The 23,318-nt window shown below is 68.7% G+C and carries 21 protein-coding genes and 2 tRNA genes; 10 read left to right on the top strand and 13 right to left on the bottom strand.

From position 1 onward, the window contains the following. The first annotated feature begins 35 nt into the window (after positions 1 to 35). Both LTT66_RS22915 and LTT66_RS22910 read left to right on the top strand, forming a co-directional pair. Positions 36 to 2,213, top strand: coding sequence for an RNA degradosome polyphosphate kinase (locus LTT66_RS22915; protein ID WP_233060584.1), 2,178 nt, complete (start codon positions 36 to 38; stop codon positions 2,211 to 2,213). Beyond that, positions 2,210 to 3,172 (top strand): NUDIX hydrolase, encoded by a 963-nt coding sequence (locus LTT66_RS22910; RefSeq protein ID WP_233060583.1) that lies wholly within the window; start codon positions 2,210 to 2,212, stop codon positions 3,170 to 3,172. The genes LTT66_RS22915 and LTT66_RS22910 overlap by 4 nt, the downstream gene beginning before the upstream one ends. Before the next feature lie 202 nt (positions 3,173 to 3,374). Here the strand turns inward: LTT66_RS22910 and LTT66_RS22905 are convergent, their stop codons facing one another. From LTT66_RS22905 to leuC, 3 genes are all read right to left on the bottom strand, one after another. Further along, positions 3,375 to 4,034 (bottom strand): HU family DNA-binding protein, encoded by a 660-nt coding sequence (locus tag LTT66_RS22905; RefSeq protein ID WP_043695518.1) that lies wholly within the window; start codon positions 4,032 to 4,034, stop codon positions 3,375 to 3,377. Positions 4,035 to 4,190: 156 nt separating this feature from the next. Beyond that, entirely contained in the window at positions 4,191 to 4,799 is a 609-nt protein-coding gene (leuD, locus tag LTT66_RS22900) for a 3-isopropylmalate dehydratase small subunit (protein ID WP_233060582.1), read from the bottom strand. A 39-nt stretch (positions 4,800 to 4,838) separates the two neighbouring features. Continuing rightward, entirely contained in the window at positions 4,839 to 6,260 is a 1,422-nt protein-coding gene (gene leuC / locus LTT66_RS22895) for a 3-isopropylmalate dehydratase large subunit (RefSeq protein ID WP_233060581.1), read from the bottom strand. Between the two features lie 155 nt (positions 6,261 to 6,415). Here leuC and LTT66_RS22890 point away from each other — a divergent pair, with 155 nt between their 5' ends. The 3 genes from LTT66_RS22890 to LTT66_RS22880 all read left to right on the top strand — a co-directional run bounded on the left by LTT66_RS22890 (position 6,416) and on the right by LTT66_RS22880 (position 7,979). Next, the gene (locus tag LTT66_RS22890; protein ID WP_039799600.1) at positions 6,416 to 7,117 is read left to right on the top strand and encodes an IclR family transcriptional regulator; all 702 of its coding nucleotides are present in this window, start codon (positions 6,416 to 6,418) and stop codon (positions 7,115 to 7,117) included. 33 nt (positions 7,118 to 7,150) lie between these two features. Continuing rightward, positions 7,151 to 7,651: a PPOX class F420-dependent oxidoreductase gene (locus LTT66_RS22885; protein WP_233060580.1), complete on the top strand. Its 501-nt coding sequence runs from the start codon at positions 7,151 to 7,153 to the stop codon at positions 7,649 to 7,651. A gap of 148 nt (positions 7,652 to 7,799) precedes the next feature. After that, positions 7,800 to 7,979 carry a DUF5302 domain-containing protein gene (locus LTT66_RS22880; protein WP_043695533.1) on the top strand — a complete coding sequence of 60 codons (180 nt, stop codon included), beginning with the start codon at positions 7,800 to 7,802 and terminating at the stop codon, positions 7,977 to 7,979. Between the two features lie 514 nt (positions 7,980 to 8,493). Here LTT66_RS22880 and LTT66_RS22875 read toward each other — a convergent pair. From LTT66_RS22875 to LTT66_RS22860, 4 genes are all read right to left on the bottom strand, one after another. Continuing rightward, positions 8,494 to 8,566: transfer RNA gene (locus LTT66_RS22875), tRNA-Glu, on the bottom strand. Between the two features lie 146 nt (positions 8,567 to 8,712). After that, a tRNA-Gln gene (locus tag LTT66_RS22870) sits at positions 8,713 to 8,784 on the bottom strand. Between the two features lie 115 nt (positions 8,785 to 8,899). Beyond that, positions 8,900 to 10,390, bottom strand: coding sequence for a glutamate--tRNA ligase (gltX, locus tag LTT66_RS22865; RefSeq protein WP_233060579.1), 1,491 nt, complete (start codon positions 10,388 to 10,390; stop codon positions 8,900 to 8,902). A 13-nt stretch (positions 10,391 to 10,403) separates the two neighbouring features. Beyond that, complete coding sequence (locus LTT66_RS22860) at positions 10,404 to 11,177, bottom strand: fumarylacetoacetate hydrolase family protein (RefSeq protein ID WP_195064575.1); 774 nt, start codon at positions 11,175 to 11,177, stop codon at positions 10,404 to 10,406. 207 nt (positions 11,178 to 11,384) lie between these two features. Here LTT66_RS22860 and LTT66_RS22855 point away from each other — a divergent pair, with 207 nt between their 5' ends. Beyond that, positions 11,385 to 12,566: an MFS transporter gene (locus LTT66_RS22855; protein ID WP_233060578.1), complete on the top strand. Its 1,182-nt coding sequence runs from the start codon at positions 11,385 to 11,387 to the stop codon at positions 12,564 to 12,566. A gap of 491 nt (positions 12,567 to 13,057) precedes the next feature. Here LTT66_RS22855 and LTT66_RS22850 read toward each other — a convergent pair whose 3' ends face one another. Then, entirely contained in the window at positions 13,058 to 14,065 is a 1,008-nt protein-coding gene (locus LTT66_RS22850; RefSeq protein ID WP_233060576.1) for a 3-isopropylmalate dehydrogenase, read from the bottom strand. Positions 14,066 to 14,317: 252 nt separating this feature from the next. Next, entirely contained in the window at positions 14,318 to 15,916 is a 1,599-nt protein-coding gene (serA, locus tag LTT66_RS22845; protein ID WP_233060575.1) for a phosphoglycerate dehydrogenase, read from the bottom strand. A 143-nt stretch (positions 15,917 to 16,059) separates the two neighbouring features. Between serA and LTT66_RS22840 the strand changes: the two genes are divergently transcribed. Further along, entirely contained in the window at positions 16,060 to 16,614 is a 555-nt protein-coding gene (locus LTT66_RS22840) for a TetR/AcrR family transcriptional regulator (protein ID WP_233060573.1), read from the top strand. Between the two features lie 74 nt (positions 16,615 to 16,688). After that, the gene (locus LTT66_RS22835) at positions 16,689 to 18,398 is read left to right on the top strand and encodes an alpha/beta fold hydrolase (protein ID WP_233060571.1); all 1,710 of its coding nucleotides are present in this window, start codon (positions 16,689 to 16,691) and stop codon (positions 18,396 to 18,398) included. Positions 18,399 to 18,526: 128 nt separating this feature from the next. Here LTT66_RS22835 and LTT66_RS22830 read toward each other — a convergent pair whose 3' ends face one another. Both LTT66_RS22830 and LTT66_RS22825 read right to left on the bottom strand, forming a co-directional pair. Next, positions 18,527 to 18,712, bottom strand: a complete 186-nt coding sequence (locus LTT66_RS22830; RefSeq protein ID WP_157229770.1) for a hypothetical protein — start codon at positions 18,710 to 18,712, stop codon at positions 18,527 to 18,529. A gap of 355 nt (positions 18,713 to 19,067) precedes the next feature. Then, on the bottom strand, positions 19,068 to 20,009 hold the full coding sequence (locus tag LTT66_RS22825) for a LysR family transcriptional regulator (protein ID WP_233060570.1): 942 nt from the start codon (positions 20,007 to 20,009) through the stop codon (positions 19,068 to 19,070). Between the two features lie 77 nt (positions 20,010 to 20,086). Here LTT66_RS22825 and LTT66_RS22820 point away from each other — a divergent pair, with 77 nt between their 5' ends. After that, on the top strand, positions 20,087 to 21,277 hold the full coding sequence (locus LTT66_RS22820) for an MFS transporter (RefSeq protein ID WP_233060569.1): 1,191 nt from the start codon (positions 20,087 to 20,089) through the stop codon (positions 21,275 to 21,277). A gap of 53 nt (positions 21,278 to 21,330) precedes the next feature. After that, positions 21,331 to 22,137: a nucleotidyltransferase domain-containing protein gene (locus LTT66_RS22815; protein WP_233060567.1), complete on the top strand. Its 807-nt coding sequence runs from the start codon at positions 21,331 to 21,333 to the stop codon at positions 22,135 to 22,137. 3 nt (positions 22,138 to 22,140) lie between these two features. On the opposite strand, the gene LTT66_RS22810 is transcribed toward LTT66_RS22815, so the two are convergent. Together LTT66_RS22810 and LTT66_RS22805 are read right to left on the bottom strand one after the other, a co-directional pair. Beyond that, on the bottom strand, positions 22,141 to 22,677 hold the full coding sequence (locus LTT66_RS22810) for a winged helix-turn-helix transcriptional regulator (protein ID WP_233060565.1): 537 nt from the start codon (positions 22,675 to 22,677) through the stop codon (positions 22,141 to 22,143). A 174-nt stretch (positions 22,678 to 22,851) separates the two neighbouring features. Continuing rightward, positions 22,852 to 23,055, bottom strand: a complete 204-nt coding sequence (locus LTT66_RS22805) for a cold-shock protein (RefSeq protein ID WP_014987157.1) — start codon at positions 23,053 to 23,055, stop codon at positions 22,852 to 22,854. Positions 23,056 to 23,318: the final 263 nt, after the last annotated feature.

Below are 23,318 nucleotides of genomic sequence, written 5' to 3'. Positions count from 1 at the left end.
CGATCGGAGGATGCACACCGGGTGTCCGGTAAGGGATGATCGTTGGCGTGAGCGATACGGAAACCGTCAAGCAGCAGCCGTTGCTTCCCACGCCACCCCCGGCGGCGACACCCTTGTCCGCCGACTCGTCGGCGCCACGGTTGCCACGCGATCGCTACCTCAATCGTGAATTGAGCTGGCTCGACTTCAACGCCCGCGTGCTCGCCCTCGCCGAGGACGCGTCGCTTCCGTTGCTGGAGCGTGCGAAGTTCCTGGCGATCTTCGCGTCGAATCTCGACGAGTTCTACATGGTGCGGGTGGCGGGACTGAAACGCCGCGCCGAGACCGGTCTGCTGGTGCGTTCGGCCGACGGCCGCTCGCCCGGCGAGCAGCTGGAACTGATCGCCGTGCGTACGCAGGAGATCGCGATGCGGCATGCCCGCGTCTTCCTCGACAGCGTGCTGCCCGCGCTGACCGCCGAGGGCATCGCGATCATCGACTGGAGCGACCTGGACGAGGACGAACGCGGCCGCCTGTCCGGTTATTTCCAGGATCAGGTGTTCCCGGTGCTCACCCCGCTCGCGGTGGACCCGGCACACCCCTTCCCCTACATCAGCGGACTGAGTCTCAACCTCGCGGTGACGGTGAAGGACCACTCCACCGGCGGCGAGCACTTCGCCCGCGTCAAGGTGCCCGACAACGTCGACCGGTTCGTCCGCGTACGCCGCACCGAATCCGGCTCCGCCGCTCCGATCGCCGCTTTCCTTCCGATGGAAGCGCTCATCGCCGCGCACCTCGATCTGCTCTTCCCTGGCATGGAGGTGGTCGAGCACCACTCGTTCCGGATCACCCGCAACGCCGACTTCGAGGTCGACGAGGACCGCGACGAGGATCTGCTGCAGGCGCTGGAACGCGAGCTGGCCCGGCGCCGGTTCGGTTCACCGGTGCGACTAGAGGTGTCCGACGACATGACCGAGCACATGCTCGATCTGCTCCTGCGTGAGCTGGACGTCGACCCCGGCGACGTGATCCAGGTGCCCGGCCTGCTCGACCTGTCCTGCCTCTGGCAGGTGTACGGCGTGGACCGGCCGAATCTGAAGGACACCCCGTACGTTCCCGCGACACCGCCCGCGTTCGGCGAGCGGGAGACGCCGCGCAACGTCTTCGCCGCGCTGCGCGAGGGCGACGTGCTCGTGCACCACCCGTACGACTCGTTCTCCACCAGCGTGCAGCGGTTCATCGAACAGGCCGCCGCCGACCCGCAGGTGCTCGCCATCAAGCAGACGCTCTACCGCACCTCCGGCGACTCCCCGATCGTCAACGCGCTCATCGACGCCGCCGAGGCGGGCAAGCAGGTGGTCGCCCTGGTCGAGATCAAGGCACGCTTCGACGAGCAGGCCAACATCAAATGGGCTCGCGCGCTGGAGCAGGCCGGCGTGCACGTGGTGTACGGACTCATCGGCCTGAAGACCCACTGCAAGACCTGCCTGGTGGTGCGGCGCGAGGGCGCGACCATCCGCCGCTACTGCCACATCGGGACCGGCAACTACAACCCGAAGACCGCACGCCTCTACGAGGACGTCGGATTGCTCACCGCCGCACCGGAAATCGGCGCCGATCTGACCGACCTGTTCAATTCGCTCACCGGTTACTCGCGGAAAGAGAATTACCGCAATCTGCTCGTCGCCCCGCACGGCGTGCGCTCCGGCATCATCGAGCGCATCCAGCGCGAGACCGAGCTGGCGGCCGAGGGGAAGGACGCCCGAATCCGGCTGAAGGCCAACGCGATCGTCGACGAGGAGATCATCGACGCGCTGTACCGGGCCTCGCAGGCGGGCGTGCCGGTGCAGATCGTGGTGCGCGGCATCTGCGGGCTGCGCCCCGGTGTGCCGGGCATGAGCGAGAACATCGAGGTCCGCTCCATCCTCGGCCGATTCCTCGAGCACTCCCGCGTCCTGCACTTCCAGGCGCAGGACCAGTACTGGATCGGCAGCGCCGACATGATGCACCGCAACCTGGATCGCCGGGTGGAGGTGATGGCACAGGTGAAGGATCCGCGGTTGACCGAGCAACTCGGCGGGGTATTCGAGTCGGCGCTGTCGCCGACCACGCGCTGCTGGGTTTTGCAGCCCGACGGCACCTGGCGGGCAGCGCCGGGTGCGTCCGGGGACGGGGACAAGATCAGAGACCACCAGGAGCATTTGATGCGGCTGCGGAGGCCCGAGCAGCAGTGAACGCCAGGACGGGGTTCGAACAGGAGGGGGGCCCGTTCTGGGATCCCCGCATCACTGCCAATATCCACGCCGCGGGCGCAGTGCTGTGGCGTACCACGGCGGGGGGCGTGATCGAGATCGCGCTCGTCCACCGGCCCAAGTACGAGGATTGGTCACTGCCGAAGGGCAAGCTCGACCCGGGTGAGACACCGATACTCGCCGCGGTCCGCGAAGTCCGTGAGGAGACCGGTCTGGAGTCCAGGCTCGGCCGCTATCTCGGTCACGTGACCTACCCGATTCCGGGCCATCGCAAGCTGAAGCGGGTCGACTACTGGGCCGCCGAAGTGGTGGGCGGGGAGTTCACCGCCAACTCCGAGGTCGACCTGCTCAGTTGGCATCCCCTGGACCGGGTGATGGACCAGCTGTCGTATCCGATGGATCGTCAGGTGGTGCGCGCCTTCACCCGACTGCCCGCGCGCACGAAGACTCTCCTGCTCGTGCGGCACGGCAAAGCCGGTCGCAGGGACCGCTACCACGGACCCGACGAACTGCGCCCGCTCGACCGCGAGGGCGAGGGGCAGGCGCGGGCGCTGGTGTCGAATCTGTTGGCGTTCGGCGCATCCGAGGTCTACTCGGCGGATCCGCTGCGCTGCGTGCAGACCGTGGCGCCGCTGGCCGAGAAGCTCGGCGTCGAAATCCACACCGAGCCTTTGTTTTCCGAGTCCGGGTACGCCGAACAGCCCGGCGAGGCCGGGGAACGTCTTCGAGCCCTGGTGTCGGACAGTGCCGTTCGCGTCGTCTGCAGTCAGGGCAAAGTGATCCCGGATCTGCTGAGTGGGCTGGCCGAACGCGACGGCCTCGCGCTGCCGTCGGCGCGCAATCGCAAGGGCAGTGTGTGGGTGCTGTCGTTCGCCGGCCCGCGCCTGGTGGCCGCCGACCATCTGGATCGATCGCTGTCAGCCTACGTCGTGCCGTCCTGATACGCAGGCAGCCGGGCTGTCACCCCGCGCGTCGGCGGGCGGCCGCATGCGCCGATCGGCCACGGCGAGCGCGGCCATGCGGCCACGGTGAGAGGGCAGGCGAAAACGGCCCCGGGTGTCTCCCGGGGCCGTCTCGACGTTGAGGCGAATGGGCCCAGTCGTGGGGCCGCGCATTCGGCGCCGATCCGGCGGTGGCTCGAGATCAGCGAGCTCGGCGAGCCGGGGCCTTCTTGGCCGCGGTCTTCTTCGCAGGTGCCTTCTTGGCGGCGGTCTTCTTGGCGGCGGTGGACTTGGCCGCCGTGGCCTTGGTGGCCGTCTTCTTGGCCGGAGCCTTCTTCGCGACCGCGGTCTTCTTCGCGGGCGCCTTCTTCGCAGCGGTCTTGGTGGCGGTCGTCTTGCGAGCGGTGGTCTTCGCCGGGGCCTTGGCGGCGGCCTTACGGGCCGTGCTCTTGGCGGGCGCCTTGGTCGGCGTCGACTTCTTGGCGGCGGTCTTCTTGGCCGCCGTCTTCTTCGCCGCCGCCTTCTTCGCGGCCACCGGCGCATTCACCCCGCGCTTGACGGCGGGCCCGGTCGCGGCCAGTTTCTGCTTACCCGCTATCACCGCCTTGAACTGAGCGCCGGGGCGGAACGCGGGCACCGAAGTGGGCTTGACCTTCACGGTTTCGCCGGTACGCGGGTTCCGTGCGACGCGAGCCGCCCGCTTACGCTGTTCGAACACACCGAATCCGGTGATTGTGACGCTCTGACCCTTGTGCACCGCGCGCACGATGGTGTCGACCACATGCTCGACTGCCGCGGTGGCCGTGCGCCTGTCCGTACCCAACTTTTCGGTCAGAACGTCGATCAGTTCCGCCTTGTTCATTGAATCCTCCGCAGACTAATGGCCCGTCGTCGGACCGACTAGGTACCACGGTAAACCCACTTTGGGCAAGAGTCTATGTGCCACGCCAAAATTCATGTGGTTTAGCACACGTCCAGCTACCGCCACTACAGTCGCTCAGCTAACCGCCAAGGGTGATTACGTCTGCGAAATATGTGCTGGAAGGGTGGTGGGTTTCCATGTTGGCCTTGCCTTTTCGAACCGGGAGATCGCGTCCTCCCGGCGGAGAGTCAGGCCGATGTCATCCAATCCCTCCAGCAGACGCCACCTGGTGTAGTCATCAATATCGAACGGCAACACGACGGTTCCAGCCGTCACTGTGCGCGCCTCGAGATCCACAACCAATTCCAAGCCGGGCTGTTCCTCGAGCAACTTCCAGAGCATTTCGACATCGTTCTGTGACATCTGAGCGGCCAGCACACCGCCCTTGCCCGCATTGCCGCGGAAGATGTCGGCGAACCGGGATGAGATGACCACCCGAAAGCCGTAGTCCGACAGCGCCCAAACAGCGTGCTCACGGGACGATCCGGTACCGAAATCCGGACCCGCCACCAGCACACTACCGCTGTTGTAAGGCGCTACGTTGAGAATGAAGTCGGGATCGGCCCGCCATGCGGCGAACAACCCGTCCTCGAATCCGGTCCGGGTCACCCGCTTGAGGTAGACCGCCGGGATGATCTGATCGGTATCGACATTGGAGCGGCGCAGCGGCACCCCGATGCCCTTGTGCACGGTGAAGGCTTCCATTACGAATCTCCTGGGTTTGATTGCGGGAATCGGGGGCCGTCAGGCCAGATCCGCAGGCGAGGACAGTGTTCCGCGGACCGCCGTCGCGGCCGCTACGAGGGGAGAAACCAGGTGCGTACGGCCGCCTTTGCCCTGCCTGCCCTCGAAGTTGCGGTTCGAGGTGGACGCGCAACGCTGGCCGGGGTCGAGCTGGTCCGGATTCATTCCCAGGCACATTGAGCAGCCCGCCTGCCGCCATTCGGCGCCCGCCGCGGTGAAAATCTCACCCAGTCCTTCTTTTTCCGCCTGGGCGCGAACCCGCATCGACCCCGGTACAACCAGCATTCGCACGCCGTCGGCGACATGACGTCCCTTCAAAATCCCGGCCACCGCACGCAAATCCTCAATGCGTCCGTTGGTGCACGAACCGACGAATACGGTGTCGATCGGTACTTCCCGAAGCGGAGTACCCGGCTCCAAGTCCATGTAACGCAGAGCTTTCTCCGCGGACTCACGAGCCACCTCGTCGGCGATGGCGGCCGGGTCGGGCACCGCCTCGCCCAGCGGGGCGCCCTGGCCCGGATTGGTGCCCCAGGTGACGAACGGGGTCAGCGCGGCGGCGTCGATGTGGACCTCGGCGTCGAAAACGGCGCCCTCGTCGGTCTTCAGCGCCTCCCAGGCGGCCACCGCCGCGTCCCAGTCGGCCCCCTGCGGGGCGTGCGGCCGTCCTTTGAGGAATTCATAGGTCGTCTCGTCGGGCGCGATCATGCCCGCCCGCGCGCCCGCCTCGATGGACATGTTGCAGATCGTCATTCGAGCCTCCATCGACATGGCTCGAATGGCCTCGCCCCGGTACTCCAGGACGTAGCCCTGGCCACCGCCGGTGCCGATCTTCGCGATGACCGCCAGGATCAGATCCTTGCTCGTCACGCCCGCGGACAGGACGCCGTCCACGGTGATCGCCATCGTCTTGAACGGGCGCAGCGAGAGCGTCTGGGTGGCAAGCACATGTTCGACCTCGGAGGTGCCGATGCCCATCGCCAGCGCGCCGAACGCGCCGTGCGTCGAAGTGTGGCTGTCGCCGCACACCACGGTCATTCCGGGCTGGGTCAGGCCCAGCTGCGGCCCGACGACGTGCACGATGCCCTGGTCCAGGTCGCCCATCGGGTGCAGCCGCACACCGAATTCCGCGCAGTTGCGCCGCAGCGTCTCCACCTGGGTGCGCGAAACCGGGTCGGCGATCGGCTTGTCGATATCGATCGTCGGAACGTTGTGGTCCTCGGTCGCGATCGTGAGATCCGGCCTGCGCACCGGCCTGCCCGCGGCACGGAGCCCGTCGAAGGCCTGCGGACTGGTCACCTCGTGGACCAGATGCAGGTCGATATAGATGAGGTCCGGTTCGCGCGAGGCACCCTCGCCCTCCCCGCGAGCGACGACATGCTGGTCCCATACCTTCTCGGCCAGCGTGCGCGGTTCGGCCATTGTCGATCACCTTTCGGACGAAGCAGCCGTTCCGCGATCTGGACTCCGACGCGGCGACGGTTGCACAGGTTGTGATAGCTGCGCCTGGTCGGAACGCTGACAGCGAGAATCCGCGACGGTGGATTTCTCAGCATCCGAGACGCTAATATCGTTCTATGAGACAGCATAGCGGCATCGGCGTTCTCGACAAAGCAGTGGCGGTCCTGTACGCCGTAGCCGAGCATCCCTCGGGTCTCAACGAGCTGTGCGCGCGCACCGGCCTGCCCCGCGCCACCGCGCACCGCCTCGCCGTCGGCTTGGAAGTGCATCGCCTGCTCGCTCGCGACAGCAACGGCACGTGGCGGCCCGGCCCGGCCCTCGCCGAACTCGCGACCAGCGCCAATGACCCGCTACTGGAGGCGGCGTCGGCCATTCTCCCCCGCCTGCGCGAGATCACCGGCGAAAGCGTGCAGCTCTACTGCCGCGACGGCAACGCCCGCGTCTGCGTCGCGGCCCTGGAACCCCCCGTCGGACTGCGCGACACCGTGCCGATCGGGGCGCGGCTGCCGCTCACCGCGGGCTCGGCGGCCAAAGTGCTGCTGGCGTGGGCCGACCCGGAACTGCAGCGCACCATCCTGGCCGACGCGGTGTTCGGCGAGCGCGCGCTGGCCGAGGTGCGCAAGCGCGGGTGGGCGCAGAGCGCGGCCGAGCGCGCGGCCGGCGTGGCCAGCGTTTCCGCGCCGGTGCGCGACGCGGGGGGCACCGTGGTCGCGGCCGTCTCGGTGTCCGGGCCGATCGATCGGATGGGCCGCAGGCCGGGCGCTCGCTGGGCGGCGGATCTGGTCGCGGCGGCCGAGGCACTGCACAAGCGCCTGTAACGCGTTGCAGTCCGAACTCTCTAGAGTTGGCCCATGGGAGTGAAACAACGGGCACAGATCGTGATGTCCGACACCGAGATCACCGAGTTCTTGCAGCGCAGCCGGATCGCGACGCTGGCGACGCTCGGCCCGAAGGGCACGCCGCACCTGACCGCGATGTGGTACGCCCTCATCGACGGCGAGATCTGGTTCGAGACCAAGGCCAAATCGCAGAAGGCGGTGAACCTGCGCCGCGATCCCCGAGTCACCTGCATGATCGAGGCGGGCCAGACCTACGACCAGCTCAGAGGCGTGGCCATCGAGGGCCGCGCCGAGATCGTCGAGGACGCCGAGAAACTCTTCGCCGTCGGGGTGAGCGTGTGGGAACGCTACAACGGCCCCTACAGCGAGGAGATACGGCCGATGGTGGAGGCCATGCTGCACAAGCGGGTCGCCGTCCGTGTCGTGGCCGAGCGCACGCGCAGCTGGGATCACCGCAAACTCGGCCTGCCCGCCATGCCGCTCGCGGGCAGCACCGCGCAGGCACTGGACTGACCTCCAGCGCGATCAGGCGGCGCGGCGCGCCGAAATCGAACTGACACAACCGCCTCGCACGGACTAGCGTCGGGGTGTTCGACAGCAACCGGCCGGGCACCGGCGCCCGCGAGGACGCGCTGCGCGGCCGCGACGACGAGGAGCAGCGATGGCGGATTCGGGTAAGTCCAACGGCGCCGACGAGGTGAAGCGCAAGTTCCGGGAAGCACTGGAGCGCAAGAACCAGCAGAACGCCCGCGCGGCCGACCACCTCGACGGACGGTCGAAAGCGTCCGCGGCGCACTCCGCCGTCGGCCACAAGCGGGAATTCCGGCGCAAGAGCGGCTAGTCCGCGCAGAACGCCAAGGCCCTCCGGCAAGATCGCTGGAGGGCCTTTCTTTTGCGCCGGGACCAGGCGAGATGCGCAGTCCCGGATCACCTGCCCGCGCCGTGCGGACGCCCGCGCGCCGGGCTCTCGGCGACGTGGCGGGTGAGGAGCCACCGATCCGCACCACGCGGACTCGAGATGTCCGATCCACCCCTTGGGGATCCTTCGCTGCTGCCACGCTGTAGCCGACGAGCGGGGACCATGACCTTCGTCACTGGGACCAGCCGTGATCTCGCCGACGGCGGCCCGTCGATGCCTACCGGGTTCCACAAGCCCGCGTAGATCAGCAGCTTCGCCAGACCCTCACCGGCCGGGACAAGACCGTCCGCAACGCCGACACCGAACCGCCCCGGCGGGGCCAACCCTCGCCCGGGTTCCGGGAGCGAAGCCTCCGGGCGGGGTGTGGGGTGCGCCCCATAGAGCATGGCGAAACGAGAAAGGCCCATGCTCGATGAGCATGAGCCTTTCACTCGTGTAGCCCCGACGGGATTCGAACCCGCGCTACCGCCTTGAGAGGGCGGCGTCCTAGGCCGCTAGACGACGGGGCCAGGACTGCTTCTCGCTTTCGCGAGGAGCGCCGTGGTTGATCTTTCGATCAGGAGGCTCGGCTAGCTTAACCGGCCGAGGCCCGGCGACCAAATCGCCAGGTGCTGATTGATTTCGGCCGCGAACCGAAGTCGTCCAACACTCTCCGCTGGGGTACCAGGACTCGAACCTAGAATGGCTGAACCAGAATCAGCTGTGTTGCCAATTACACCATACCCCAATGACCAGGTAGTTCAGTCTCGCGTCTGGGTGACTCGCGACCGTGTTCCGGGCCGAGAAGAAGAGTACCAAACGGCTACGGGTTAACTACAAATCGCCTGGTCAAAGCCATATTTTTACGGTTGGGACGCCGGTTGCCCCGCCCCTTGCCAGGTCCCGGCCGAGCGCAGCCGGTCCAGGGTGACGCCGCGGCCGAGCAGTTCCAGCGATTCGTACAGCGGCGGGCTGATATGCGATCCGGTGACCGCGACCCGCACCGGCGCGAAGGCTTTGCGCGGTTTGAGCCCGAGATCATCGATCAGCGCCTTTTTCAGCGCCGCTTCGATCGCCTCGGTGGTCCACTCGGTCAGCGGCTCCAACGCGGTAATAGCCGACTGCAATACCTCGGTCGCGGCGGGGCCGAGATTCTTCGCCCCCGCCGCGGGGTCGATCGCGAACTCCTCCGCGGGTGCGAACAAGAAACGCAACAGGTCCCAAGCGTCGGACATCACGACAATCCTGGTCTGCACGAGTTCCGCCGCCGCGGCGAACACCTTCTCATCGATTTCCGCGCCGATACGGTTGTGCTCGGTGAGATACTCCCGCAGCCGGTGGGCGAAATCACCCGGGGCCAGCAATCGGATGTGCTCAGCGTTGAGCGCGTCCGCCTTCTTCTGGTCGAAACGGGCCGGATTCGAATTTACTTTCGAAATGTCGAAGGCCTCGACCATCTCCGCCATGGAGAACACGTCGCGGTCCTCGGACAGGCCCCAGCCGAGTAGCGCGAGATAATTCAGCAAACCCTCAGGGATGAATCCGCGGTCGCGGTGGGCGAACAGATTCGACTCGGGATCACGCTTGGACAACTTCTTGTTGCCCTGACCCATGACGAACGGCAGGTGACCGAACTCCGGAGTGAAATCGGTGACCCCGATGCGGCGCAGCGCGGCGTACAGCGCCAGCTGCCGGGGGGTCGAGGAGAGCAGGTCCTCGCCGCGCAGCACGTGGGTGATCCGCATCAGTGCGTCGTCGACCGGGTTGACCAGCGTATACAGCGGCTCTCCGGTGCCACGGGTGAGCGCGAAGTCCGGGATGCTGCCTGCCTTGAAGGTGGTCTCGCCGCGCACCAGATCGGTCCAGGACAGGTCCTCGTCGGGCATCCGCAGCCGGACGACTGCCGGGCGGCCCTCGGCCCGGTATGCCTCGATCCACTCGGGCGTCAGGTCGCGATCGTAGTTGTCGTAACCGAGCTTCGGATCGCGTCCCGCGGCGCGATGACGGGCCTCGACTTCCTCCGGCGTGGAGAACGATTCATACGCCTCACCGGCCTCCAGCAAACGCCGAACCACGTCCAGGTGCAGATCTTTTCGCAGCGACTGACGATATGGTTCATAGGGCCCGCCGACCTCCGGTCCCTCATCCCAGGTGAGGCCGAGCCAGCGCAACGCGTCGATAATCGCGCGGTAGGACTCCTCGGAATCGCGTGCGGCATCGGTGTCTTCGATACGAAAGACGAATGTGCCACCGTGATGGCGGGCATAGGCCCAGTTGAACAGCGCCGTCCGGATCAGGCCCACGTGTGGTGTTCCGGTCGGTGACGGGCAGAATCGGACCCGTACTTCAGTCATGGCTCTCTTTCGATCAGCGTTTGGCGGCAACGGGATTGGTGAGGGTGCCGATGCCCTCGACGGTCACCGACACCTGCTGCCCCTCGCGCACCGGGCCGACGCCCTCAGGGGTGCCGGTGAGGATGACGTCACCGGGCAGCAGCGTCATCACGGTGGTGACCCACTCGATGAGCTTCGGAATGTCGTGCAGCAGAAGCGAAGTACGGCTACGCTGGCGCACTTCACCGTCGAGTTCGGTGACGATCTCCAGATCCGAAGGATCCAAGGACGTTTCGATCCACGGACCGAGCGGGCAGAACGTGTCGTAGCCCTTGCCCCTGGTCCATTGGCCGTCGTGGCGCTGCTGGTCGCGGGCGGTCACGTCGTTGGCGGCGGTGTAGCCGAGCACCACGTCCAGCGCGCGGGCGGCGGGCACGTCCTTGCAGGGGCGGCCGATGACGACGGCCAGCTCCCCTTCGTAATCGACCTGAGACGAACTGGGCGGCAGGATGATCGGGGCGTTCGGCCCCACGATCGCGGTGTTCGGCTTGAGGAAGATCACCGGGTCGTCGGGCGCGGGCCCGCCCATCTCGGCGGCATGGGCGGCGTAGTTCTTGCCGATGCAGACCACCTTGCTGGCCAGGATCGGCGCGAGCAACCGCACGTCGGCCAGCGGCCAGCTCCGCCCGGTGAACGTCGGTGTGCCGAACGGGTGTTCCGCGATCTCCTTGGCCACACTGTCGCTTCCGTCGCCTTCGATGCTGACGAAGGCGACTCCATCGGGACTGGCAACTCGACCTAGACGCATGCCCCGGAGTCTATCGACCCGTCGCCACCTGGCCGAACGCGCCCGACCGGGTGGTACGGAATCCGCGCGGATCCGGCGGCGGAGCGCGCTGTGAGCAGTTCGACAGCCACGACCGTCGAGCCGAACCGCCGTTCCGGTGTACGGTGAGCAGAAAAGTTCACAAGGTGGGAATTGTATCCCAAATATTGAGATTTCGGGGTGAAGCCGATGGCGACCGTCACGCAGATCGATGAGGCTCGGCGCTGGTCCATGCTCGGCCTCGGCGTCTTCGCCCAGGCCTCCAGCGCGGTCTTCATCCACGGCGTCCCGTTCCTGCTGCCCGCGTTGACCGACCGCGGTATGCCGCTGGCCACCGCGGGCCTGCTGGTCGCCATGCCCACCGTCGGCCTGGTGTGCACCCTGATCGCGTGGGGCTATCTGGTCGACCGGATCGGCGAGCGCAAGGTGCTGATCGGCGGCCCCCTGCTGATGCTGGCGGCCGGATGCGCCGCGGCGGCTACGACCGACGACCTGGCGTTGGGCGCGCTGCTGTTCCTCGGCGGCGTCGGGGCGGCGAGCACCAACGGCGCCAGCGGCCGCGTGATCGTCGGCTGGTTCCCGCCGCACCGGCGCGGGTTGGCGATGGGCATCCGGCAGACCGCCCAGCCGTTGGGGGTGGGCGTCGGCGCGTTGGCGATTCCGGCCGTCGCCTCCACCTACGGCGTGCCCGCGGCGGTTCTCGTGCCCGCCCTCATGGCGGGTGTGGCGGCCGTGGGCTGTCTGGCCGGCATCGTCGACCCGCCACGCCCCCCTGCCTCCGCCGCCGATCCGGCGTTGCGCGCCAATCCTTATCGCGATGACGCCACGCTGTGGCGCATCCATCTCGTCTCGGTGCTGCTCGTCGTCCCGCAGGGCACCGTGTGGACCTTCGCGCTGCTGTGGCTGCACCGCGACATCGGCTGGTCGCTGGCCGCCGCGGGCGCGCTGGTGACCGTCACCCAGGTCCTCGGCGCACTGGGCCGCATCGGCGCGGGCGCCTGGTCGGATCGCGCGGGCAGCCGGATGGGCCCGCTGCGGACGGTCGCGATCGCCGCCGTACTCTCGATGGCCGCGCTGGCGCTGGCCGCATGGACCCACTGGTGGTGGGCCGCCATCCCGCTGCTGATCGCCGCGTCGGTGATCACCGTCTCCGACAATGGTTTGGCCTTCACCGCGGTCGCCGAGATCGCGGGCCCCTACTGGAGCGGCCGTGGCCTCGGCATCCAGAACACCGGGCAGAATCTGGCCATGGCCGCCGTCCCGCCGGTGTTCGGCGCCCTGATCACCGCGAGCGGCTTTCCCGCCGCCTTCCTGCTGGCCGCGGCCACCGCCGTAGCGGCCGTCCCCTTGGTCCCCCGCGACCCCGGCTGAGAGGGGATGTGGGCGAGCACTTCCCGCCGGGTTCGCCCGCTGACCGCCTCGGGGCATCGACGACATCTGTCGGCCTCAGGGGTTGTAGTGACTTCTTATGAGCCTGGCCGAGGCCACATCTCTGCCTTGTTCGTGCGCCCCGCACGGCAGGCGGGGATGTCTTCGCGCGAGCCGGTGCCGCTACTTCCGTGCACCGTTCCCGGCGCTCATCGGCTCGGACGCGACCAGTGAGCCGGACGCATCATCACCCAACCGCACCCGGATGTTCGCCACGTCCGCACCCGGCGAGCAGCGGGTACACCGACCCGCCGCTGATACGTGCCCACGCACAACAACTGCGGCAGCGCACGCCCGCACGGCGTGGATCCGGTCTCCGAGGCGGCGCGCGCCGTCCCATCTCGGACACGAAGCGCGGAGTGGCCGAGGACCTTTCGTGAGGATGCGCGAAGGTCCCGTCGCCCAGGTGGGAACGGGACCGTCGGGGGCGAGGATCAGAGGGTGGCGGCGATCCGGTCGCCGATCTCCACGGTCGACGCGGCGCCCGAGCGGGACTCGAGGTCCTTCGCGACGGCCGACTCGATGCGCGTGGCCGCCTCGGTGTCGCCGAGGTGGTTGAGCAGGAGGGAGACCGAGAGGATCGCCGCGGTGGGATCGGCCTTGGACTGACCGGCGATGTCGGGGGCGCTGCCGTGGACCGGCTCGAACATGCTGGGGTTCGTCCCGGAGGCGTCGATGTTGCCGCTGGCGGCCAGCCCGATGCCGCCGCTCACGGCGGCGGCGAGGTCGGTGATGATGTCGCCGAAGAGGTTGTCGGTGACGATCACGTCGAACCGGCCCGGATCGTTGACCATGTGGATGGTCGCGGCATCGATGTGCTGGTAAGCCGTGGTGATCTCGGGGAACTCGGCCGCGACCTCGTCCACGGTGCGCTGCCAGAGCGAGCCGGCGAAGGTGAGCACGTTGTTCTTGTGCACCAGCGTCAGGTGCTTGCGCCGCGCCTGCGCCTTGGCGAAGGCGTAGCGCACGACGCGCTCGATGCCGAAGCGGGTGTTGGTGCTGACCTCGGTGGCCACCTCGTGCGGGGTGTCGACGCGAATCGCGCCGCCGGTGCCGGTGTAGGGGCCCTCGGTACCCTCACGCACCACGACGAAGTCGATGTCGGGATTGCCCGCCAGCGGGCTGGTCACGCCGGGGAACAACTTGGACGGCCGCAGGTTCACGTGGTGGTCCAGCGCGAACCGGGTGCGCAGCAACAGGCCGCGTTCGAGCACGCCGCTGGGCACCGACGGGTCGCCGATCGCGCCGAGCAGGATCGCGTCGTGCTGCTTCAGCTCGGGCAGCACCGAATCCGGCAGGATCTCGCCGGTCGCGTGGTAGCGGCGCGCGCCGAGGTCGTACTCGGTCTTCTCGACACCGGGCACGACCACGTCGAGCACCTTGAGCGCCTCGGCGATGACCTCGGGCCCGATCCCGTCGCCCGGGATGACAGCAAGCTTCATGACAAATGCTCCGTTCGATGTTGCCGGTAACGGCCGACACGACGTGCGGCCCGGAGATGACCGCCGGGGCGCGCACGACAGTCCGGCCGGGGTGACCGCAGCATCGTCACGGTACTCGGCGCGGCCGGATCGCCGAGCACCGGGCGCGATGACGCGGCGGGTCCGCGCGCCGGCAGAGTGACCGGCGCCGCGCACGAGTGCTTCGTGCGCGGCGCCGATTCCGCGTGTGCCGGGGCGGCGGCGCCGGTCCGATCAGGTCAGGTCGACCTGGACGACCTTGGCCGCGCCGACCGACTCGGCGATCGCGTCCTGCACGTCCGCGGGCACTTCGCGGGCCACGCGCAGCACGACGGTGGCGCCTTCCTTGTCGACGTCCTGGGTCAGCTGCGCGGCCAGGATGTCGACCTCGGCCTCGCCGAGCTTGGTGCCGATCCTGCCCAGCGCGCCCGGCCGGTCCTCGTAGTTCAGGATGGCCAGGTTGAGGCCCTCGGCGCGCATGTCGTAGTTGCGGCCGTTGATGTTGACGATCTTCTCCACCAGCTGCGGCTCGGTCAGCGTGCCCGCGACGTTCAGGGTGCTGCCGTCGCCGAACACGGCGCGCAGGTCGACCACGCTGCGGTGGCTGGGGCTCTCCGACGCCGTGGTGACCTGGGCGGTGATGCCGCGGTCCTTCGCCAGCGCGGGCGCGTTGACGAAGGTGACCTGGTCCTCCACCAGCGCGGAGAAGATGCCGCGCAGCGCGGACAGCTCCAGCACCCCGACCTCCTGCGCGGCCAGCTCGCCGCGCACCTGGATCTCCACGCTGACCGGCAGCTCGTTGGACAGCGCGCCGAGCAACGCGCCCTGCTTGCGGACGATGTCCAGCCAGGGGGCGACCTCTTCGCCGACCGTGCCGCCGGTGACGTTCACCGCGCCGGGCACGAACTCACCGGCCAGGGCCAGCAGGACCGACTTCGCGACGTCGGTGCCCGCGCGATCCTGCGCCTCGGAGGTGGAAGCGCCCAGGTGCGGGGTCACCACGACCTGCGGCAGGTCGAACAGCGGGCTGTCGGTGCACGGCTCGGTCTCGAACACGTCCAGACCGGCGGCGCGCACATGGCCGGACTTGATGGCGTCGGCCAGGGCGGCCTCGTCGACCAGACCGCCGCGGGCGGCGTTGACGATGATCACGCCCGGCTTGGTCTTGGCGATGGCCTCCTTGCCGATGAGCCCCTTGGTCTCCGGGGTCTTCGGGAGGTGGATCGAGATCAGGTCGGCGCGCTCGAGCAGCTCGTCGAGGGTGAGCAGCTCGATGCCCAGCTGCGCGGCGCGGGCGGGCGACACGTAGGGGTCGTAGGCGACGATCTTGGTCTCGAAGGCGGCCAGGCGCGCGGCGAACAGCTGGCCGATGCGGCCGAGGCCGACGACGCCGACGGTCTTGCCGAAGATCTCCACGCCGTTGAACTTGCTGCGCTGCCAGGTGCGCTCGCGCAGGGTGGCGTCCGCGGCGGGAACCTGACGGGCGGCCGACAGCAGCAGGGTGACCGCGTGCTCGGCGGCGGTGTGGATGTTCGAGGTGGGCGCGTTCACGACCATGACACCGCGCTCGGTGGCGGCGGGCACGTCGACGTTGTCCAGGCCGACACCCGCGCGCGCGACGATCTTGAGGTTCTTCCCGGCTTCCAGGACCTCGGCGTCGACCGTGGTCGCCGACCGCACCAGCAGCGCGTCGGCCTCGGGTACCGCGGCCAGCAGCGCCGGGCGGTCGGGTCCGTCGACCCACCGGACCTCGACACCGTCACCGAGCGCGTCGACGGTCGACTGGGCGAGCTTGTCGGCGATCAGAACTACAGGACGGCCTGCTTGGCTCACGTGGAGTACTCCTGGGGAATGGGGTCGGCAATTACCGCCGACAAGCTTAGTGCGCGCGGATTCCGTCTCGGCTACCACCTGGTAGGCGGCCGTCCTCAGTCCTGGCATTGGCAAAAATATGAAGACCGGTCTACATTTGCAGCATGGGCGTCAAAGGCACCGAGACTCGCGGCAAACTCGTCGACGCGACGCGCACGCTGATGGAGCGGCACGGCTACTACGGCGCCGGGCTCAACCAGATCCTGGCGACCAGCGGTGCGCCGCGCGGCTCGCTGTACTTCCACTTCCCCGGCGGCAAGGACGAATTGGTCGCGGCGGCGATCACCCAGGCGGGCAAGGAGATCGCGGCGCTGATCGACACGATCGAGCCCGGCGACACCGCCGCGGCCGCGAGCATGTTGCTGCGCGCGTTCGGCGATCGACTGGAAGCGTCCGGCTGGCAACAGGGCTGCCCGGTCGCCACGGTGGCCCTGGACGTAGCGGCCGCCAACGACCCGATTCAAGCCGAGTGCGCCGCCGCCTATGCCACGTGGGAGCGAGCGTTGCGACTGCGACTGCGCGCGGACGGCCACGAGAACGCCGACGACCTGGCCGCCTCGGTACTCGCGATGGTCGAAGGCGCGCTGCTGCTGGCCCGCGCCCAGCGCAGCCGCGAACCCCTGGAACGAGTCGAACGCACCCTGCGCGCCCTGATCTGAGGGCCGGCGATCCCGCCGGTCCGCGTTTTCCCATGTCCTTAAAATATGTAGACCGGTCTAGTAAGGAGTTTGTCATGTCCGACAGCATCGTGTTCGGAGCCGCCGGGTTTCTCGGTCGCAACGCGGTCGCCCGTTTACTCGCGCAGGGACATTCCGTCACCGCCGCCCTGCGGCCGGGCACCGAGGAGCGGCTCACCAGTTGGCTGCGCAGACGCGAGGTGGACGCGAGCGGGCTGGAGATCGTGGCGTGTGATGTCACCGCACCGGACCTCGGCCTGCCCGCCGGGTTCGATCCGTCCGGCATCCGCGACGTGTACAACTGCGCGGCGCGCTTCGCCTTCGGGCTCGCGCGCGAGGACGCGTACGCGGTCAACGTCACCGGCGCGGTTCGCGTACTGGAGTGGGCCGCCGCCCTGCCCGGCCTGCGCCGCGTCGTGCACATCACCGGATACCGGATCACCGTGGAGGAATCCGAGGAACAGCATTACGAGAAGGGCGCCTACGGCGCGTCGAAGTTCGAGTCCGATCCGCTGCTGCGCCGACGGGCCGCCGAACTGGGCGTCGCGCTGACCATCGCGAACCCGAGCAGCGTGATCGGCCCCGGCCAATACGTGGGACTCGCCGACGTGGTCGAGCAACTCTGGAACGGCAGGCTCGCCGCGGTTCCCGGTGGCGCGGAGACCTTCGTGCCGATCGTCGACCTGGACTACTTCACCGATTTCCTGATCAGCCTGCCCGCCCTGCCCGATACCGCGGGCCGGTCGTACACGGTTCTCGACGACCGAACTCCGGTGCTACCGAAGTTGATTCGGCTGCTGGCCGGGCACCTGGGTGTCCGCGCGCCGCGCTTCTCCATTCCGGTCGGGGTCATCTCGAAACTTCCGCGCGCACTGACCGGCGCCGATCCGGAGTCGCTGACCTTCATCGCCGACGACCGCTACGACACCTCGGCGGCGCAGGAGGTGGCCCGCCGCGCCGGGCTCACCATGCCGCCGGCCGAGGCGACCCTGCTGGCGTGGGCGGACCATCTCGTGGCCAGCCGGTTCGGCGCGGCGGCCGACGATCCGACCGCCGGTTTCACCGACGGCGTCTGGGTGAGCGGCGAGCGCGAGCGCCCGGCTCACGTTCTGGTGCACGGCCTTCCGCTGGACGGCGAGTCGTGGAACGCGGTGCGCGCGGAGTTGGACGAGCCGAGCCTGGTCGTCGACCTGCCCGGCCTCGGGCGCTCGGCGCCCGGCGATCCCGATGCGGTGCTCCCAAGGCTGCTCGCCTCCGTCCACACCCGCCCCGTGCTGGTCGGTCACTCACTCGGCTGCGGTCCGGTGCTGCGGTACGCGGCGGAGCATCCCGAGCGGATCTCCGGCGTGGCGCTGGTGGCGCCCGCGTTCTTGCAGCCGCGGTCCGGCTTGCTGCTGCGCTCACCGTTGACGGCGGCGGCGATGCGCCGAATGTCGTCGGCCGACTTGGCGAAACAGCTCGGCGTACCCGACAGCGCCGCGATCGCGAGCGCCGCGGCGAACCTGCGCAGGCCGGGCGTCGCCGCCCGCACCGTCGCCGCGCTGCGCCGCGCGAGCGCTCCCGCTCGGCGTGCGGAGTTGCGCGCACTGCTCGAACGGATCGAGGTGCCGGTGCGGATCATCACCGGTTCCGGTGATCCACTCACCGTCAGGACCGCTCGGGACACGATGTCGATCGAGGGCACCGGCCATTACCCGCAGTTGACCCATCCCGCCCGGGTCGCGGCGGAACTCGCCCGGATCCCCGCCGTCGGGGCGCTCGGCTGATCCCGCCGCCGCTCCCGTGACGACGGCCTCGCACAGCGGCGGGCCCCCGCACCTTTCGGTGCGGGGGCCCGCTCGGTCACGCCCTCGGTCGGCGCGGGACCCGGTCGATCTTCTCGACCGTACGTCGGTCAGCGGCCGCCGAAGGAACCCGTCCACAAGGTGTCGACCAAGCCGTGCAGAGCGGCGCCGAGCGTATTGAAAAGACCGTTCAGGGCAGCGCTACCGGTGTCGATGATAACGGGGATCATGGAAATACCTCTTCCTCGAAACATAATCCAGTCGAACTGGCTGACACGAGGCACATCGGCGGCCATAGGGTGGCGGTTACGGAATCCGATAATATGGAGATGCAGGCCACATTCAGCACATCATTGTGGCGCACGACACCTTCGATCCCATGTTTGAGCTGCGAATCTAGTCAAACGTCCAGGTCAGGGGCGTCCCCCGTGCTGCACTGATTTCTCGAGCCGACGAGCACAGAGAGACGACCCGAAAGAAAGTCGCCGAGAGTCACATCCCAGGAAATAGGCGCTGCCGAAAAACTGGCCCCAATTTGAACAATAGGGCATACGAATAACTCGTGATTACCCGTCCGGCGGCCCATGGAGAATTGTGACGCCCGGTCCGCACCGATATTCGGCGACCGAAGCGGGCGAGGGCAGCGGGTGCTCAGGATGCCTCGGTGGTGACCAACCGCACATCCCCGGCCCCCTTCGTGACGGCCACCGCGCGGGCGAACGCGCGTACCCGCGGAGTCTCGCGGTAGCGGTGCCACACCAGCCCGAGCCGGGACTCGGCTATCCCCGTCACCGGCACGAACACCACCGGCCGCCTGCGGTGTGATTCCGCGGTCGGATGGCACAGCAGCATCGCGCCGCGGCCGGCCGCCACCGCGGCGAGGCCCTCCTCCAGCGTGCCGACCTCAGGGCCGGGTCGCACCGTGCGGCCCTCGGGCGTCACATCCAGCGCCTGCGCCCTGCGCCAGTACTCCGGAGCCGGAGCGCGCACGCCGACCAACGGGACCTCCGCGAGTTCCTCCACCGACAGCGCGGCACGCCCCGCGAGCGGGTGGGTGCTGGCCACCGCGAGCGTCTGGGGCTGCCCCGCGAACACCGACCCGAGCACCAGATCACGCTCACCCATCGGCAGCAGCACGACCGCGGCGTCGACCTCGGCGCGACGTAGCGCACCGAACGGATCGGCCAGCGGAATCTCGACCAGTTCCGCCGAGCATTCCGGGTGACGCCGCTGAAACAGCTCCACAGCCGCCATCAGGTGATCGTCGCCCGCGCCCTGGAAACCGATGCGCAAGATTCCGTCCACGCCTCGGGCGGCGGCGCGGGCATCGTCGACCGTCGCGCGCAACGCGGCATAGGCGGGCCGCAGTTCGGCGAGGAAATCCGTACCGAGCGGAGTCAACCGGACGGTGCGGCTCGTGCGTTCCACGAGCCGGCCGCCGACGCGCCGCTCCAGCGCGCGCAATAGCTGGCTCACCCTGCTCTGCGACACGTACAGCCGCTCACCGGCCCGCCCGAAGTGCAGTTCCTCGGCGAGCGCGAGAAACGCCTCCAGCTCACGGATCTCCAGCCCGCCCATCAGGCTCCCTTCCACGGTCGATGAGTCCAGCTCATAGAACTATGAGAGCTTCGCCGTTGTTTCCCCCTGCCGCGAGCCGTTGGCTGGAGGACATGACAAAGGTTCCCGAACTCGTTGCGCCGCCGCCGGTTTCGGCGATTCGCGGCTGGCTCGGCGTCGCCGCCGTGACCGCGGGCACGTTCACGGTGGTCACCTCCGAGATGCTGCCGGTCGGCCTGCTCACTCCGATAGGCGCGGCGCTGCGGGTGAGCGAAGGCAGCGCCGGTCTCGCGTTGACGGTGACGGGCCTGGTGGCCGCGGTGTCGGCGCCCTTGCTCACCGCGGCGCTGGGCCGGATCGAGCGCAGGGTGGTGCTGTGCGGGTTGATGGCGGTGCTCGCACTGGGCAACCTCGGCACCGCATGGGCGCCCACCTTCGGGGTGCTCATGGGGGCGCGGGTGCTGGTCGGCGTGGGCATGGGCGGTGTGTGGGCGCTCGCCGCGAGCCTGGCGGCGCGGCTGGTGCCCGCACGGTCGGTGACCGCCGCGACGTCGCTGGTCTTCTCCGGCGTCGCGGTCGCCTCGGTGCTCGGCATCCCCGCGGGAACCGTACTGGGCGCGCTCGCCGGGTGGCGGATCGTGTTCGCCGCCGCCACGGGCCTGGCGCTGCTGGTCCTCACGGCGATGGCGGCCGCGCTGCCGCGCCTGCCCGCGACGGAGGCCGCGGCGCTGGGCGACGTGCTGCGGCTGACGCGGCAGCCGGGCTTGCGCGTCGCCCTGCTCGTGGTCGCGTTCCTGGTCACCGGCCACTTCGCCGCCTACACCTATGTGCGGCCGGTGCTCGAGGAGGTGACCGGCGTCGGCGCGGGGACGATCGGCACTCTGCTGCTGGTGTACGGGATCGCCGGTGTCGCGGGCAATTTCGGCGCGGGCGCGGCGGCGGCACGGACACCGCGCACGACCCTGATCGCGATCGGCTCGATCCTCGCCGCCGCCGCGATCGCCTTGCCCGTGCTCGGCGTCGCGCTGCCGCAGGCCATCGTGCTGATGGTCGTATGGGGCCTGTCCTACGGCGGCGTCTCGGTGAGCACGCAGAACTGGGTCTTCGCCGCGTCGCCCGGGGCGAAGGAAGGCGCGTCCGCCCTGTTCGCCGGGGTTTTCAATGCCGCCATCGCACTCGGGTCCCTGACCGGCGGGCTGGCCGTGGACAGGGTGGGTCTCGCCGCCGCCCTGTGGCTCGGCGGCGCGCTGGCCGTCGTCGCCGTGCTCGCAGCCGCGTGCGGAACAGTCGGCCATCGTCGGTGAGTGACGCCGAAAAGCGTTCGCGGCACCCCTTTTCGGCACCTACCATCGCGTTCATGTCTCTGCGCGCGATACCGGCTTCGATGGACCCGGCGGTGGTCGGGTCGATCGATCGTGAGCTGGACCGGGTCGAGCGGGAGCACCGGGTGTCGATCCGGCTCGCGATCGAAAGCGGCAGCCGTGCGTGGGGGTTCCCGTCTCCCGATTCGGACTACGACTGCCGGTTCGTGTACGTCGCGGCGCTGGAGACCTACCTGTCCCCGTGGCGCACCCGGGACGTGGTGGAGACGCCGCTCGCGGGCTTGCTCGACGTGAACGGCTGGGACCTGGCCAAGGCGCTGCGGCTGCTGGTGCAGGGCAACGCCGTGCTCATCGAATGGCTGATGTCGCCGATCGTCTACCGCGGCGACCCGGCATTCCGGGAGCGGCTGCGCACGGTGGCCGACGAGGTCGCCGACCGCGACAAGGTCGCTCGGCACTATCTGCACCTGGGCGCCAAGCAGTGGGGCTTGTTCGAGCGCAGCGGGTCGCTGAAGAAGGTGTTCTACGCGTTGCGTCCGGCGATGGCGCTGCGGTGGCTGCGCGAGCATCCCGCGGCGGCGGTGGCGCCGATGCATCTGCCGACGCTGCTGCGGCAGTGCGATCTGCCCGACGGGTTGCCGGACGCGGTGCGCGAGCTGACCGACCTGAAGTCACGGACCCGCGAGATGGGCAGCGGGTCGGTGCCCGCGCCGATCACCACGTTCATCACCGCCGAATTCGCCTGCGCCGCCGAGTCGTTCCGGAAGTCCGGCCACCGCGATCTCACGCGTGCCCGTGCGATCACCGCGGAGTTCTTCCGCTCCGAGGCGCTGGCGGGCTGATCCCTACGACCCGGGAACCGCCGCGGCCGTTCGCTCGTCCGCGTCGTCGGACTCGGCGACCACGTCGGCGTAGGCCTGGGCGAGCTGTTGGGTGGCGGACGGGCGGTCCGGGTTCGGGCGCGGGATGCCGAGGTGGCTCTCGCGTAGTTCGTCCATGAACTCCGCCCACAGTCGCGGACCGCCCGCCTCGAGCAATTCGGCCCGCACGCGCAGACGCTTGGTGGTCGGGCGGTGCCGCAGACCCCACGCGCCGAGCTGCGCCATGACCGGCACCAATTGGATCGCGGGTTCGGTGAGCCGGTATTCCGCCTTCTGCCCGGGTCTGGTGTCCTCCCGGCTGAGCAGCCCCGCCGCCACCAGGCGCTTGAGCCGATCGGACAGGATGTTGGAGGCGATGCCCTCCTCCGAGCCGGCCAGCAGCTCGCGGAAGTGGCGCCGGTCGCCGAACATCACGTCGCGCAGCACGAGCAGCGTCCACCGATCGCCGATCACCTCGATCGTCGCGTTGATCGGGCACCCGGAACGACCGTCCTCGCGCATCCGGCACTCCTGTCCCCTCGACATGTACTGCTTGCAATATACAACCAGACGCCCCCGCGGCGCCCCGGTGGCGCACTCCCCGTGCGACCTCACCCGCTCTGCTCATCGATGCCCCGAATAGGAGAAAGGCCCCGCACCATCCCGGTGCGGGGCCTTTCGGAAGCTAAGTCGCGATCAGAGAACGCGGACGTCCTGGGCCTGCGGACCCTTCTGTCCCTGGCCGATCTCGAACTCCACGCGCTGCCCCTCATCGAGGGACCGGAAACCCGAGCCGCTCACAGCCGAGTAATGCACGAAGACGTCGGGCCCCCCGCCGTCCTGTGCGATAAAGCCGAAGCCCTTCTCGCTGTTGAACCACTTCACAATGCCTTGAGCCATTTCATACTTTCTGTAGACGAGCCAGGTAGGTGTTATGAGATGCCCTGGTCTCGTAGATCAACGATGCCATGATCCGACGAATTCCTCACGTTCCGCACCACCAACTGTGAGCTAACGCTCACGACGAGGCTCGGCTCCGTCGTGCGCGAGTGCACGCTCGGTTCACTCGCGACGCTCGCTCAGGGCGGGCTGGGTCTGTCACCTCCCACAATCGGTACGGTCCCGATCCGTGCGACGTCGGGGCCCATCGGGCGGATACCCGC

The organism is Nocardia gipuzkoensis (assembly GCF_021183645.1).
Classification (GTDB): domain Bacteria; phylum Actinomycetota; class Actinomycetes; order Mycobacteriales; family Mycobacteriaceae; genus Nocardia; species Nocardia abscessus.
The sequence above is the reverse complement of the archived record's forward strand: the minus strand, read 5'-3'. Positions and strand labels throughout refer to the sequence as shown.